Source organism: Variovorax paradoxus (assembly GCF_009498455.1).
Classification (GTDB): Bacteria; Pseudomonadota; Gammaproteobacteria; order Burkholderiales; family Burkholderiaceae_C; genus Variovorax; species Variovorax paradoxus_H.
In genome coordinates, this window is the sequence record NZ_CP045644.1 from 6,269,026 (window position 1) to 6,282,610 (window position 13,585).

Genomic DNA, 13,585 nt, shown 5'->3' on the forward strand with positions numbered 1-13,585 from the left:
ATGACGCCCCGTACACGCAACCACTACCTGGCCCAGGCCGCTTGGCTCGCCGCCGTGCTGGCGGCGCTGGGCGGCGTGTTCGCGCTGTACGTGCATCCGTCGTTCCTGGTCACGCTGGTCGACCAGGTGTGGTCCTGTTTCTGAACGATTTGGCCTTGAAGTGCCCGTCCATCGGGCGGAAGCAGCTATGAAAGATGTGGCAATTCCCGTGCACTCGAGCACAACGCCGTCCGAATGGATCGTGCGCTGGTCGCACCTGCTCGCCCCGAACACCACGGTGCTCGACGTGGCCTGCGGGTCCGGGCGGCACATGCAGTGGTTCGCCGGGCGCGGGCATGCGGCAACCGGCGTCGACCGGTCACCCGAGGCCGTCGAAGCGGCCGGTGTGTTCGGGCGTGTGGTGGCGGCCGACATCGAGTCGGGCCCGTGGCCCTTCACGGCCCAGCGCTTCGGCGCGGTGATCGTCACGAACTACCTCTGGCGCCCGCGCATGGCCGACATCGTGGCCGCCGTGGCGCCGGGTGGCGTGCTGCTGTACGAGACCTTCGCGGCCGGCAACGAGACCGTCGGAAAGCCCTCGCGGCCCGATTTCCTGCTGCAGCCGGGTGAACTGCTCGGGGCCTGCGCCAGCCTGCAGGTGATCGCCTATGAAGACGGCTTCCTGGCGGAGCCGGCGCGCTTCGTCCAGCGCATTGCCGCCGTGCGGCCCGGCGAAGCGGCCGCGGGCGCCCCGCCGCGCCACTTCCTGAAGGGCAACTGAGCGTGCCGACACAACTGTCTCCGGCCCGGCCGGAGTCAGTAGAATGGCCGCTTTCGTCCACCGACAAAGAGATTCCCTTGGAGCAACTGACAGGCAGCATCGTCGCGCTCGTCACGCCGATGCACGACGACGGCAGTGTCGACTACCCCGCCCTGCGGCGGCTCATCGACTGGCACATTGACGAAGGCACCGACTGCCTTGGCGTGGTCGGCACCACCGGCGAATCGCCGACGGTCGATGTGGAAGAGCACTGCGAAATCATCCGCGTATCCGTCGAGCAAGCCCGGGGCCGCGTGCCCGTGATGGCCGGCTGCGGCGCGAACTCGACCAAGGAAGCCATCGAGCTCGCCAAGTTCGCCAAAGGCGTGGGCGCCGACTCGCAACTCCAGGTCGTTCCCTACTACAACAAGCCCACGCAAGAAGGCCAATACCAGCACTTCAAGGCCATCGCCGAAGCTGTCGGCGACTTGCCCGTCGTGCTGTACAACGTGCCCGGCCGCACCGTCGCCGATATGGCGCACGACACCGTGCTGCGCCTGGCACAGGTGCCCGGCATCATCGGCATCAAGGAAGCCACCGGCAACATCGAACGCGCCCAGTGGCTCATCCGCGACCTGCCCAAGAGCTTTGCCGTGTACTCCGGCGACGACCCGACCGCGGTGGCGCTCATGCTGTGCGGCGGCCAGGGCAACATCAGCGTCACGGCCAACGTGGCGCCGCGCAAGATGCACGAGCTGTGCGTGGCCGCGCTGGCGGGCGACGTGAAGCGCGCCATGCAGATCCAGTTCGAACTGATGCCGCTGCACCGCAACCTGTTCGTCGAACCCAACCCGATCCCGCTCAAGTGGGCCATGGCCCGCCTGGGTCTGTGCGGCGGCGCCCTGCGGCTGCCGCTCACGGAACTCGGCGAAGCGAGCCGCCCGGCGGTCGAGGGCGCCCTGCGCGCCACCGGCCTGCTCAAGGACTGACCGAGCCGGGTTTCCCACCGATCACACGGTTCCCGCCCGCCCTTTCCCCTGTTCGCAGCAAGGTCAAGCAACCTTTTGCCGGAACAGTGCTCAGAGAGAGCCGGGCGCTGGGGCCCATCGATTGACCGAACCATTCCACCAAGGAAGACGACGTTGAAGAATATTTCGCGACTTGCACTGCTGGCCCTCGTTGCCAGCCTCGCCGCCTGCTCCGTCCTCGAGAGCGACAAGATCGACTACAAGAGCGCAGGCAAGGCCCCGACGCTCGAAGTCCCACCCGATCTCTCGCAGCTCTCGCGTGACAATCGTTACGCCGTGCCCGGCGGCGCCGTCACCGCCAATGCCTACCAGGCCGGCGTCGCGAACGCACCGGGCATTCCCACCGCCGTGGCCAACATCGGCGACGTGCGCATGGAGCGCTCGGGCACGCAGCGCTGGATCATCGTCAACCGCACGCCCGACCAGCTCTGGGAGCCTGTCAAAGACTTCTGGCAGGAAAGCGGCTTCCTGCTGACCACCGACCAGCGCAACCTGGGCATCATGGAAACCGACTGGGCCGAGAACCGCGCCAAGCTGCCGCAGGACATCATCCGCGGCACGCTGGGCAAGCTGGTCGACTCGGTCTACTCGACCGGCGAACTCGACCGCTTCCGCACCCGCCTGGAGCGCAGCACCAACGGCACCGAGATCTTCATCAGCCACCGCGGCATGCAGGAGGTCTACAACAACTCCCGCCAGGACCAGACCGTGTGGCAGCCCCGCCCGAGCGACCCTGAGCTCGAGACCGAATTCCTGCGCCGCCTGATGGTCAAGCTCGGCGTGTCGCAAGAGCAGTCGAAGATCCTCGCCGCGACCACCGCTGCGCCCAAGACCGCCACCGTGGCCAGCATCGGCAACCAGCCGGTCGTGCAGATCAACGAAGGCTTCGACCGCGCATGGCGCCGCGTCGGCCTGGCCCTGGACCGCACCGGCTTCACCGTCGAAGACCGCGACCGCAGCGCCGGCGTCTACTTCGTGCGCTACGTGACGCCGAACCCCGACAAGAAGGACGACGGCTTCTTCGGCAAGCTGTTCAGCGGCTCCAAGAAGGACGAAGCGCCGATCAAGTTCCGCATCTCGGTCAAGAGCCAGGGCGAAGCCACCACGGTTTCGGTCCTGAACGAAGCCGGCGCACCCGAAACCTCGGCCAACGCGCAGCGCATCGTCAAGGTCATCGCCGACGACCTGAAGTAACCCGCATGCTCCGCTTCCGAAGCCTCGGCAGCGGCAGCACGGGCAACGCCGCGCTGGTCGAATCGACGACCAGCGCCGGCCGCACCACCCGCCTCCTCGTCGACTGCGGCTTCGGCATTCGCCAGCTCGACCGGCGGCTGGCCCAGGCGGGCCTTGCCGCAGCAGACCTCGACGCCGTCTTCATCACCCACGAGCACGGCGACCACATTGGGTGCGCCCATGCACTGTCTCTGCGCGACCGCATACCGGTCTGGATGAGCGAAGGCACGTGGCTTGCCACCGGTGGCCGCGACTACGAAGGCCGCCTGCACCTGGCGCGCGACGACGCCGAGTTCACGGTCGGCGACCTCTGCCTGCAGCCCTTCACCGTGCCCCACGACGCCCGCGAGCCGCTGCAGCTGCGCTGCACCGACGGCAACCGCACGCTGGGCGTGCTGACCGACCTGGGCCACGCCACCAGCCATGTGCTGGCCCGGCTGCGCGGCGCGCATGCGCTGCTGCTCGAGTTCAACCACGACAGCGACCTGCTCGCCGGCTCGGCCTACCCGTCGTTCCTGAAGCAGCGCGTGGGCGGCAACTACGGCCACCTGTCGAACACAGCGGCAGCCGAGATCGCGCGCGCCGTGCTGCACGACGGACTGCGCCACGTGGTCGCCGCGCACCTGAGCGAGCAGAACAACCGGCCCGACATCGTGCGCCGCCTCATGGCCGACGCGCTGGGCGGCGACGAGGCCGAAATGCTCACGGCGACCGCCGCAGAAGGTTCGCCCTGGCTCGACGTTTGAGAAGGCCGGGCAGCGCCCTCCCCCAATGAAGAAGCCGCCCGAGGGCGGCTTCTTGCATGGTGCGGACCTGGCAGCGGAATTACTGCTTCGGTGCCTCGCCCTTCTTGGCGGCTTCGGTCGCGGCGTTGGCGGCGTCCAGGGCCGACGAAGCGGCTGCCGATGGTGCCGATGCAGGCGCGGCGGCCGGCGGCGCGGCGGGCGCGGGTTCGGTCACGGGAGCGGGCGGCGGGGTCACGACCGCAGGCGCGGCGTCCTCTTTCTTTCCGCAGGCCACCAGGGCGGCAGCGGCGATCAGCGAGGCAATCAGGACGGACGACGACTTCTTCATGAGGACTCCTTTGGCAATGAAGGTCTGGAACGAAAAAATTCTAGACCGCCAACCCCGCCCGGATATGTCGCGGGGATGTATTTGCGGCATTGGCTTACAAGCCGAGCGTGGAGGCGGGAAAGGCCGGCCGGCCCTGGCGCCAGCACTCGTCGAAGCTTTCGCGCAGGTCGCGCCGCGCGCGCGCCTCGCTGCTGCAGACGCCGCGGCTGCGTTCGGCGTCGATGCGGTGCAGGCACCAGGTGGGCGTCCAGAGGGCGCTGGGCACCTCCTCGGCCGCGCCTGTGCGGCCCGCCGCGCGGCATTCGATGATGTGGTCCCAGGTGCGGCGCCATGTCACGAAGCGCGCATGGCCGCGTTCAACAAGGTCGAAGCGGCGTGCCAGCAGCAACAGGCGGCGCCCGCTGGCCGACCAGGCCTGCAGCGCCTCGATGCTGGCGCGCTCGCCCAGTGGCCAGTCGGCGAAGTCGGGGTCGCTGAAGACGATCTCGCTCCAGCCCTGATGCGCAGCGGCAGACAAGGCGGTGCGGATGAGGTCAGCAAACGCCTCCCGGCCATCGAAGCGGCCTTCGATCAAAACCGGTGTGGCGCTCTCACCCGGCATGCAGCCAGCCCGCCTCGCACCAATCGCCCAGCAGCGCCCGTGCGCCCTCGCTGGCGCGGGCCAGGTCGCGCGCACCGAGCGCGCGCTGATCGGCCAGCCGCCGCATCAACGTGGCGTCGGCCCCACCGGCGCGGAAGCTCTCGCCGTTGATGTAGATGTGCCGCGCGTCGTAGAGCATGCGCGTGCGGCGGTCGAGCACGACCTCGCGCAGCACCTCGGGCGCCTGGCCGCCCTCGCCGAACCAGACGTTGGCCTTCGGCTCGGTGAGCGATTCGCCCAACGCACGATCGATCGCGTCGGGGTCGCGCAGCGCGGCCTCGACGGCCTTGCGCGCGAAGTCCTGCAGCGCAGCCGGCATTGCGGCCGGGGCCTCGACAGCGGGTTGCGACGGGTCGCGGTAGCGCGCGAGTTCGGCGGGGCCTGCGTCTTCCAGGTCTTCCGAGTAGGCCTGTGCGACGCGCGCCAGCAGGTCGGCGCCCAGCTCGCCCACGGCGGACGAGCGCAGCCCGATCGAGTACGTCATGCAGTCGTCGCCTACCGCTACGCCGTCGTGGGCGTACTTCGGCGGCAGGTAGAGCATGTCGCCGGGCTCGAGCACGAAGGTCTGCTCGGGTTCGAAGTTCTCGAGCACCTTGAGCGGTACGTCGGGCTGCAGCCGCAGGTCGGACTGCTTGCCAATGGACCAGCGGCGCTGGCCCTGCGCCTGCAGCAGGAACACGTCGTAGCTGTCGAAATGCGGGCCGACCCCGCCGGTGTCACTCGCGTAGCTGATCATCAGGTCGTCCAGGCGCGCGTCGGGCAGGAAGCGGAACTGCCGCAGCAGCTCGTGCACGCCGTCGTGGTGCAGGTCGACGCCCTGCACCAGCATCGTCCAGCCCGGCTGCTTCAGCGGCGGCAGCGCGCGCCGGGGCAGCGGGCCGTGCTTCAGCGACCAGCCGGCCTTCCCATGCCGGATCAGCCGGGACTCGACCTCCTCACGCTCCGCCAGCGCAAAGAGCGCGGGGCGGTCGATCGGGGGCACCATCGAGGGAATGGCCTGCCGGATCAGCAGGGGTTTCTTTTGCCAGTACCGGCGCATGAACTGCGCGGGACTCAGGCCGCCGAGCAACGGCAGCGGTTGATTGATCTCCATGGGAGAATTCTGCAATGGAAATCTCTGAACAATGCGTGGTCGGCCTGACCTGGACCATGAAAGACACGCTGGGCGATGTGCTGGACGTGCTCGACGAGCCGGTGGAATTCATGGTGGGCGGCGACGACCTCTTCGACGTGATCGAGGCCGCCCTGCAGGGCCATGAGCCCGGTGCGCGCGTCCAACTGCAGATCGAGCCCGAGCAGGGCTTCGGCGACTTCAACGACCAACTGCTCTTCCTGGAGCCGCGCACGCTGTTCCCCGAAGGCACCGAAGAAGGCATGACCTTCGACGGCTCCGCCCTGCCCAAGGGCGTGAGCGACGGCATCCCCAAGGATGCGATCTACACCGTGGCCGAGATCTACCCCGACCACCTCGTGCTCGACGGCAACCACCCGCTGGCAGGCATCGCGATCCGCCTGGACATCACGGTGCGTTCGGTGCGCGAGGCGACCGAAGAAGAAGTCGGCCGCGGCACGGCGGGCACCGCCTTCTTCAAGGTGCCGCCGATGGCGCCGGGCAACCAGATGCTGCACTGAGACCACACCCTCCAACAAAGCAAAAGCCGGGCACTGCCCGGCTTTTTTCCTTGTGCGCGCGGCCGACCGCTTACATGCGCGAGATGTGGCCGTTGTCGATGCGCACGCGGTCGCCAATGCGCAGGTCGCCCGGGTGTTGCACGTCGAAGGCACGGTAGCCGCCGCGGTCGGTCTGCACCGAGACGCGGTAGCTTTCGTAGGCACGCGGCCCGTTCTGCTGGGCCTCGATGGTGTTGCCCAGCAAGGCGCCGCCCACAAGGCCGAGCGCGGTGGCTGCAGCGCGGCCGTTGCCGTGTCCGAACTGGTTGCCCACCACGCCGCCGATGAGACCGCCCGCCACGGCACCGCCCCCCGTGGTGCCGGTACCAGCGGTTTCGCTGCGCAGCACCTCGATGTTGGCCACGTGGCCGTACTCGACGTAGGCCGCTTCCTGGTACTGGATCGCCCGTGGCGGGGCCTGGTAGGGGTAGCGCGAGGTCTGGTAGACCGGGGCCGGCGCGACACAGGCCGTGAGCGTGGCCAGTGCGAGCACGGACGCGGTGACGGAAATGAAGCGCATTGGGATATTCATGAAAGAGGCTCCTCGAAGAAAACAGCACGCGCCCGGACGGGCCCATGCCTGCCGTGTCTAACGTCCGAGCCGCAGCCGCGATGACGAAAGACACACGCTGAAACCTTCGAGGCGAGCCGTGCGCCGGCAGTTCCGCTCTTTACGCCTTGGATACTCAGGTGCCCTTCAGCTTTCCCGGGGCACCCATTGCTCAGTGCTTGCCGGTTGAGCCGTAGCCGCCCTCGCCGCGTTGCGAAGCTGCAAATTCGGTGACCACCTGAAACTGCGCCTGCACCACCGGCACGATGACCAGCTGAGCAAGCCGCTCCATCGGCTGCAGCACGAAGGGCGTGTTGCTGCGGTTCCAGGCGCTGACCTTCAGCTCGCCCTGGTAATCGCTGTCGATCAGGCCGACGAGATTGCCCAGCACGATGCCGTGCTTGTGGCCCAGGCCCGAGCGCGGCAGGATCAACGCGGCATAGGCCGGATCGGCCAGGTGGATCGCGATGCCGGTGCCCACCAGTTGCCAGGCATTGGGTTCGAGCGTGACCGGGGCATCGAGGCAAGCCCGCAGGTCGAGGCCGGCGCTTCCGGGAGTGGCATACGCGGGCAATTGATCCACCATGCGGGGATCGAGGATTCGGACGTCGACTTTCACTGACTTGCTGCCTTCTTACTTCTGTTGCTGTTCTTTTTGCTTGCGGGCGGCCTCTTCGAGCACCTGCTGCCACTTGGCGACCCCGGGCCTCAGGTTGAGGCCCTTGAGAAAGCGCTTGCCGAACCACGCGGCCGCGGCGGTCCCCAGGACCAGCACGGGGAGCGACACGCCCAGAGCCCACAGCACCAGGAACACGAATGCGGCCGCGCCGGCCAGCACCTTGAGCGACGCCGGGGCGAGGGCCTTGTTGTCGCCCTTCGTGGCCTCGCCACTGGGCGATTCACGCCGCGCGACAGTGCTCCCCTGCGCGCTAGGCGAAGGCGTCATGCCGACGTCGAGCCCATGCTCGGACTCCTTGCCGGGAACGCGGGCCGACTGCCCCGCGCGCGCCGAAAGCTGCTCCACATAGCGAGCGAAGTCGCCATTGGGTGGTGTGTTCGATTCGGTGTTCATCAGGCCCTCCAATCGGGAAGTCGCGCGGCAATTTCAGTCATCAGCTCACGCGCCAGCCGGAGCTTGGGCGCGCGGGGCAACTCGCGCACGCCCTTGGCGTCCACCAGCAGCAGCGCGTTGTCGTCCTGCCCGAAGGTCAGCGGGCCGATGTTGCCCACGAGCAGCGGAATGCCCTTGCGCTCGCGCTTGGCCTTGGCGTGCTCGGCGAGGTTTTCACTCTCGGCGGCGAAGCCCACGCAGAACAGCTTTTTGGTCTGCGCGCGCTCGCTCTTGGCCACGGTGAGCAGGATGTCGGGGTTCTCGACGAAGTGCAGCACCGGCGTCTGCCCGCTGCCGTCCTTCTTGATCTTCTGGTCGCTGTGCGTGGCAGGGCGCCAGTCGGCCACGGCGGCCGTCGCTACAAAAATGCTAGCTGTCTGCGCCGCGCGGTTGGTGGCTTCGAGCATCTCTTGTGCCGACAGCACGTCAATGCGGCTCACGCCGCGCGGTGTGGGCAGGTGCACCGGACCGGCCACCAGCGTGACCTCGGCGCCAGCTTCGCGCGCTGCGCGGGCGATGGCAAAACCCATCTTGCCGGACGAGTGGTTGGTGATGCCGCGGATCGGGTCCAGCGCCTCGAAGGTCGGGCCGGCCGTGACCAGCACCTTCTGCCCCGCCAGCAGCTTGGGCTGGAAGAAGGCCGTGATGTCCTCGAGCAGTTGCGCCGGTTCGAGCATGCGCCCGTCGCCGGTTTCGCCGCAGGCCTGCCAGCCACTGCCCACGCCCAGCACGGTCGCGCCGTCGGCGGCCACCTGCATCAGGTTGCGCTGCGTGGCCGGATGGGCCCACATCTCGCGGTTCATGGCCGGGGCGATCAACAGCGGCACGCGGTCGGTCGGACGCGCCAGACACAGCAGGCTCAGCAGTTCATCGGAACGCCCCTGCACCAGTCGCGCAATGAAGTCGGCGCTGCAGGGCGCCAGCACGATCGCGTCGGCCTCGCGGCTCAGGTTGATGTGCGGCATGTTGTTCGGCTCGCGGGCGTCCCACTGCGAGGTGTAGACGGTGCGCCCCGAGAGCGCCTGCATCGTGACCGGCGTCATGAACTGCTCGGCCGCCTCGGTCATCACGACCTGCACCGTGGCGCCCGCCTTCACGAGCAGGCGGCACAGCTCGGCCGATTTGTAGCAGGCGATGCCCCCTGTGAGTCCGAGGACGATGTGTTTGCCGGCGAGATCTTGCATGGCTGTATTGTTGCTCACCCCCAGGCTACCCGCACTTCGTGTCGGTTCGCCAACCCCCTACCGGGGGCGGGCCGGCCGCTTCGGGCGGCCGTGCGCGGCGGCCCCCACGAAAGATGCCCTTCATGGAAGGTGCCGCAAACGGGACACCTATAATCGCAATTTCCCACTGCCCGGATTCACGCGTCCGGAACTGGCATGACCAAATTTGTCTTCGTCACCGGTGGTGTCGTATCTTCCCTTGGCAAGGGAATCGCCTCCGCCTCGCTCGCCGCGATCCTCGAATCGCGCGGCCTCCAAGTCACCCTCATCAAGCTCGATCCGTACATCAATGTCGACCCCGGCACGATGTCACCGTTCCAGCATGGCGAGGTGTTCGTCACCGATGACGGTGCCGAGACCGACCTCGACCTCGGCCACTACGAGCGCTTCATCAACACGCGGATGCGCAAGGCCAACAACTTCACGACCGGTCAGATCTACAAGACCGTGCTCGAGAAGGAACGCCGCGGCGACTACCTCGGCAAGACCGTGCAGGTGATTCCGCACATCACCAACGAGATCCAGGAATACATCAAGCGCGGCGCCGGCATCGGCACCCCGCACGAGGTCGACGTGGCCATCGTCGAAATCGGCGGCACCGTGGGCGACATCGAGTCGCTGCCCTTCCTCGAAGCCGTGCGCCAGATGAGCCTGCGCAACGGCCCGAACAACTCGGCCTTCGTGCACCTGAGCTACGTGCCCTGGATCGCCGCTGCCGGCGAGCTCAAGACCAAGCCCACGCAGCACACCGCCAAGGAACTGCGCGCCATCGGCATCCAGGCCGACGTGCTGCTGTGCCGCGCCGACCGCCCGATTCCCGACGACGAGCGCGCCAAGATCTCGCTGTTCTCGAACGTGCCCGAATGGGGCGTTATTTCGATGTGGGACGTGGACACCATCTACAAGGTGCCCCGCATGCTGCACGAACAGGGCCTCGATGGCCTGATCTGCGACAAGCTGCGCATCAACACCCCGCCGGCCAAGCTCACGCGCTGGGACGACCTGGTGTACGAGGTCGAGCATCCGCAACAGGAAGTGTCGATTGCCATGGTCGGCAAGTACGTCGACCTGTCGGACAGCTACAAGTCGCTCAACGAGGCACTGCGTCACGCCGGCATGAAGAACCATGCGCGCGTGAAGATCGACTACATCGATTCCGAGACCATCTCGGCGCAAGACGTGTCGCGCCTGGCGAAATACGATGCCATCCTCGTGCCGGGCGGCTTCGGCCAGCGCGGTGTCGAAGGCAAGATCTCGGCCGCCCGCTTCGCCCGCGAATCGAAGGTGCCCTACCTGGGCATCTGCCTGGGCATGCAGGTGGCCACCATCGAGTACGCCCGCCACGTGGCAGGCCTCAAGAACGCCAACAGCACCGAGTTCGACCCCGAAACGCCTACCCCCGTGATCGCGCTGATCACCGAGTGGAAGGACGCCGACGGCACCGTGAAGACGCGCGACGAGAAGTCCGACCTCGGCGGCACCATGCGCCTGGGCGCGCAAAGCTCCGATGTGTCGCCCGGCACGCTGGCGCACAGCATCTATGGCGACGTGGTCACCGAGCGCCATCGCCACCGCTACGAAGCCAACGTCAACTACCTCGACGAACTGCGCACCGCCGGCCTCGTGATCTCGGCGCTCACGCAGCGCGAGCACCTGACCGAAATCGTCGAGCTGCCGCAGGACGTGCACCCGTGGTTCATGGGCGTGCAGTTCCACCCCGAGTTCAAGTCGACCCCGTGGGGCGGCCATCCGCTGTTCAACGCCTTCATCAAGGCCGCGCTCGACCACAAGGACAAGGGCGCGGGCAGCACGAGCAAGACGCTCAAGGCCGTGGCATGAAACTCTGCGGATTCGACATCGGGCTGGACCAGCCTTTCTTCCTGATCGCCGGCCCCTGCGTGGTCGAATCCGAACAGCTGCAGATGGACACGGCCGGCACGTTGAAGGAAATCACGGCCTCGCTGGGCATTCCGTTCATCTTCAAGAGCAGCTTCGACAAGGCCAACCGCTCGTCGGGCACGAGCTTTCGCGGCCCGGGCCGCGACAAGGGCCTCGAAATCCTGGCCAAGGTGAAGCGCGAACTCAACCTGCCCGTGCTGACCGACGTGCACACGCACGAAGACATCACCGAGGCCGCCAAGGTGGTCGACGTGTTGCAGACGCCCGCCTTTCTGTGCCGCCAGACCGACTTCATCCACGCCGCGGCGCAGTCGGGCAAGCCGGTGAACATCAAGAAGGGCCAGTTCCTCGCGCCCCACGACATGAAGAACGTGATCGACAAGGCCCGCGCTGCCGCCAAGGAAGCCGGCCTCGACGAAGACAGCTTCATGGCCTGCGAACGCGGCGCCAGCTTCGGCTACAACAACCTCGTGTCGGACATGCGCTCGCTCGCGATCATGCGCGAGACGAAGGCGCCCGTGGTGTTCGACGCCACGCACTCGGTGCAGCTGCCCGGCGGCCAGGGCACGAGCTCGGGCGGCCAGCGCGAAATGGTGCCGGTGCTCTCGCGCGCGGCCGTGGCCGTGGGCGTGGCCGGTCTCTTCATGGAGACCCACCCCGACCCCAACAAAGCCCTGAGCGACGGCCCCAACGCCGTGCCGCTCAAGCACATGAAGGCCCTGCTCGAAACGCTGCTGGCGCTCGACCGGGTCACCAAGAAAAACGCTTTTCTAGAGGACAGTTTTCAAGCATGAGCAGCGGTTACGTCATTGCCCACGTCGAGGTCACGAACCCGACGCAGTACGAGGAATACAAGAAGTGGTCGAGCGTCGCGATGCAGGCGCACGGCGCCGAAGTCTGCGTGCGCGGCGGCCAGGTGCAGCCGCTCGAAGGCGACTGGAAGCCCACCCGCGTGGTCGTGCTCAAATTCCCCAGCTTCGAGCAGGCCAAGGCCTTCTACGAAACGCCCGAATACCTGAAGGCGCGCGAAGCGCGTGCCGGCGCCGCCATCATGAACATGATCGCGGTCGAAGGCCTTTGATTCCGTTTTTTGCCAGTCCACTCCACCAAGAGACCCAGAGAAAGAAATAGAGATGAGTGCAATCGTTGACATCGTCGGCCGCGAAATTCTCGACAGCCGAGGCAACCCCACCGTCGAGTGCGACGTGCTGCTCGAATCGGGCACCATGGGCCGTGCGGCCGTGCCCTCGGGCGCTTCGACCGGTTCGCGCGAGGCCATCGAGCTGCGCGACGGCGACAAGAGCCGCTACCTCGGCAAGGGCGTGCTGAAGGCCGTCGAGAACATCAACACCGAGATCTCGGAAGCCGTGCTGGGCCTGGACGCCAGCGAACAGGCCTTCCTCGATCGCACGATGATCGACCTGGACGGCACCGACAACAAGGCCCGCCTGGGCGCCAACGCCACGCTCGCCGTGTCGATGGCCGTGGCCCGCGCCGCGGCCGAAGAGTCGGGCCTGCCCCTGTACCGTTATTTCGGCGGCATGGGCGGCATGCAGCTGCCGGTGCCGATGATGAACGTCATCAACGGCGGCGCGCACGCCAACAACAGCCTCGACCTGCAAGAGTTCATGATCATCCCCGTGGGCGCCAAGAGCTTCCGCGAGGCCGTGCGTTACGGCGCCGAAGTGTTCCACGCCCTGAAGAAGATCCTGGGCGACCGCGGCATCAGCACGGCGGTGGGCGACGAAGGCGGCTTCGCCCCCAGCGTCGAGAGCCACGAAGCAGCCATCCAGCTCATCCTGGAAGCCATCGACAAGGCCGGCTACACCGCCGGCGAACAGATCGCCCTGGGCCTGGACTGCGCGGCCAGCGAGTTCTACAAGGACGGCAAGTACGTGCTGTCGGGCGAAAACCTCTCGCTGTCGGCCGAAAGCTGGACCGACATGCTCGCGACCTGGGTCGACAAGTACCCGATCATCAGCATCGAAGACGGCATGCACGAAGGCGACTGGGACGGCTGGAAGCACCTGACCGAACGCCTGGGCAAGCGCGTGCAGTTGGTGGGCGACGACCTGTTCGTCACCAACACCAAGATCCTGCAAGAGGGCATCGACAAGGGCATCGCCAACTCGATCCTGATCAAGATCAACCAGATCGGCACGCTGACCGAGACCTTCGCCGCCATCGAGATGGCCAAGCGCGCGGGCTACACGGCCGTCATTTCGCACCGCTCGGGCGAAACCGAAGACAGCACCATTGCCGACATCGCCGTGGGCACCAACGCCGGCCAGATCAAGACCGGCTCGCTGTCGCGTTCGGACCGCATCGCCAAGTACAACCAGCTGCTGCGCATCGAAGAAGACCTCGGCGACATCGCCGTCTACCCGGGCCGCGGCGCGTTCTACAACCTCAAGTAG

Annotated in this window: 17 protein-coding genes; 10 read left to right on the forward strand and 7 right to left on the reverse strand. The window is 67.1% G+C overall.

Annotated elements, in window-relative coordinates:
• From GFK26_RS34075 to GFK26_RS28950, 5 genes are all read left to right on the forward strand, one after another.
• Positions 1 to 144 (forward strand): hypothetical protein, encoded by a 144-nt coding sequence (locus GFK26_RS34075; protein ID WP_194273975.1) that lies wholly within the window; start codon positions 1 to 3, stop codon positions 142 to 144.
• Positions 145 to 187: 43 nt separating this feature from the next.
• Positions 188 to 760: a class I SAM-dependent methyltransferase gene (locus GFK26_RS28935; RefSeq protein ID WP_153285001.1), complete on the forward strand. Its 573-nt coding sequence runs from the start codon at positions 188 to 190 to the stop codon at positions 758 to 760.
• A gap of 119 nt (positions 761 to 879) precedes the next feature.
• Positions 880 to 1,728, forward strand: coding sequence for a 4-hydroxy-tetrahydrodipicolinate synthase (dapA, locus tag GFK26_RS28940; RefSeq protein ID WP_257884969.1), 849 nt, complete (start codon positions 880 to 882; stop codon positions 1,726 to 1,728).
• Positions 1,729 to 1,881: 153 nt separating this feature from the next.
• Complete coding sequence (gene bamC / locus GFK26_RS28945) at positions 1,882 to 2,961, forward strand: outer membrane protein assembly factor BamC (RefSeq protein WP_153285002.1); 1,080 nt, start codon at positions 1,882 to 1,884, stop codon at positions 2,959 to 2,961.
• 5 nt (positions 2,962 to 2,966) lie between these two features.
• Positions 2,967 to 3,746 carry an MBL fold metallo-hydrolase gene (locus GFK26_RS28950; RefSeq protein WP_153285003.1) on the forward strand — a complete coding sequence of 260 codons (780 nt, stop codon included), beginning with the start codon at positions 2,967 to 2,969 and terminating at the stop codon, positions 3,744 to 3,746.
• Positions 3,747 to 3,825: 79 nt separating this feature from the next.
• Here the strand turns inward: GFK26_RS28950 and GFK26_RS28955 are convergent, their stop codons facing one another.
• The 3 genes from GFK26_RS28955 to GFK26_RS28965 form a co-directional block, all read right to left on the reverse strand.
• Positions 3,826 to 4,074 carry a hypothetical protein gene (locus GFK26_RS28955; protein WP_056583267.1) on the reverse strand — a complete coding sequence of 83 codons (249 nt, stop codon included), beginning with the start codon at positions 4,072 to 4,074 and terminating at the stop codon, positions 3,826 to 3,828.
• Positions 4,075 to 4,168: 94 nt separating this feature from the next.
• Positions 4,169 to 4,675: a hypothetical protein gene (locus GFK26_RS28960; protein WP_153285004.1), complete on the reverse strand. Its 507-nt coding sequence runs from the start codon at positions 4,673 to 4,675 to the stop codon at positions 4,169 to 4,171.
• Complete coding sequence (locus GFK26_RS28965; RefSeq protein WP_153285005.1) at positions 4,665 to 5,807, reverse strand: JmjC domain-containing protein; 1,143 nt, start codon at positions 5,805 to 5,807, stop codon at positions 4,665 to 4,667. Before GFK26_RS28965 ends, GFK26_RS28960 begins: the two co-directional genes overlap by 11 nt.
• A gap of 14 nt (positions 5,808 to 5,821) precedes the next feature.
• Here GFK26_RS28965 and GFK26_RS28970 point away from each other — a divergent pair, with 14 nt between their 5' ends.
• Complete coding sequence (locus tag GFK26_RS28970) at positions 5,822 to 6,346, forward strand: FKBP-type peptidyl-prolyl cis-trans isomerase (protein ID WP_153285006.1); 525 nt, start codon at positions 5,822 to 5,824, stop codon at positions 6,344 to 6,346.
• A 70-nt stretch (positions 6,347 to 6,416) separates the two neighbouring features.
• On the opposite strand, the gene GFK26_RS28975 is transcribed toward GFK26_RS28970, so the two are convergent.
• From GFK26_RS28975 to coaBC, 4 genes are all read right to left on the reverse strand, one after another.
• Entirely contained in the window at positions 6,417 to 6,917 is a 501-nt protein-coding gene (locus GFK26_RS28975; RefSeq protein WP_153285007.1) for a glycine zipper 2TM domain-containing protein, read from the reverse strand.
• Positions 6,918 to 7,107: 190 nt separating this feature from the next.
• Positions 7,108 to 7,554, reverse strand: coding sequence for a dUTP diphosphatase (gene dut / locus GFK26_RS28980; RefSeq protein ID WP_101492295.1), 447 nt, complete (start codon positions 7,552 to 7,554; stop codon positions 7,108 to 7,110).
• 15 nt (positions 7,555 to 7,569) lie between these two features.
• A complete protein-coding gene (locus tag GFK26_RS28985; RefSeq protein WP_153285008.1) occupies positions 7,570 to 8,007 on the reverse strand; it encodes a hypothetical protein in 438 nt (145 codons plus the stop codon).
• Positions 8,007 to 9,230 carry a bifunctional phosphopantothenoylcysteine decarboxylase/phosphopantothenate--cysteine ligase CoaBC gene (gene coaBC / locus GFK26_RS28990; protein ID WP_153285009.1) on the reverse strand — a complete coding sequence of 408 codons (1,224 nt, stop codon included), beginning with the start codon at positions 9,228 to 9,230 and terminating at the stop codon, positions 8,007 to 8,009. Before coaBC ends, GFK26_RS28985 begins: the two co-directional genes overlap by 1 nt.
• 195 nt (positions 9,231 to 9,425) lie before the next feature.
• On the opposite strand from coaBC, the gene GFK26_RS28995 reads away from it, so the two are divergent.
• The 4 genes from GFK26_RS28995 to eno are packed head-to-tail and all read left to right on the forward strand — an operon-like array spanning position 9,426 to position 13,585.
• On the forward strand, positions 9,426 to 11,108 hold the full coding sequence (locus GFK26_RS28995) for a CTP synthase (RefSeq protein WP_056583250.1): 1,683 nt from the start codon (positions 9,426 to 9,428) through the stop codon (positions 11,106 to 11,108).
• Positions 11,105 to 11,962 carry a 3-deoxy-8-phosphooctulonate synthase gene (gene kdsA / locus GFK26_RS29000; protein ID WP_153285010.1) on the forward strand — a complete coding sequence of 286 codons (858 nt, stop codon included), beginning with the start codon at positions 11,105 to 11,107 and terminating at the stop codon, positions 11,960 to 11,962. Before GFK26_RS28995 ends, kdsA begins: the two co-directional genes overlap by 4 nt.
• Positions 11,959 to 12,249, forward strand: coding sequence for a DUF1330 domain-containing protein (locus GFK26_RS29005; RefSeq protein ID WP_056583246.1), 291 nt, complete (start codon positions 11,959 to 11,961; stop codon positions 12,247 to 12,249). The genes kdsA and GFK26_RS29005 overlap by 4 nt, the downstream gene beginning before the upstream one ends.
• A 52-nt stretch (positions 12,250 to 12,301) precedes the next feature.
• Positions 12,302 to 13,585, forward strand: coding sequence for a phosphopyruvate hydratase (gene eno / locus GFK26_RS29010; protein WP_153285011.1), 1,284 nt, complete (start codon positions 12,302 to 12,304; stop codon positions 13,583 to 13,585).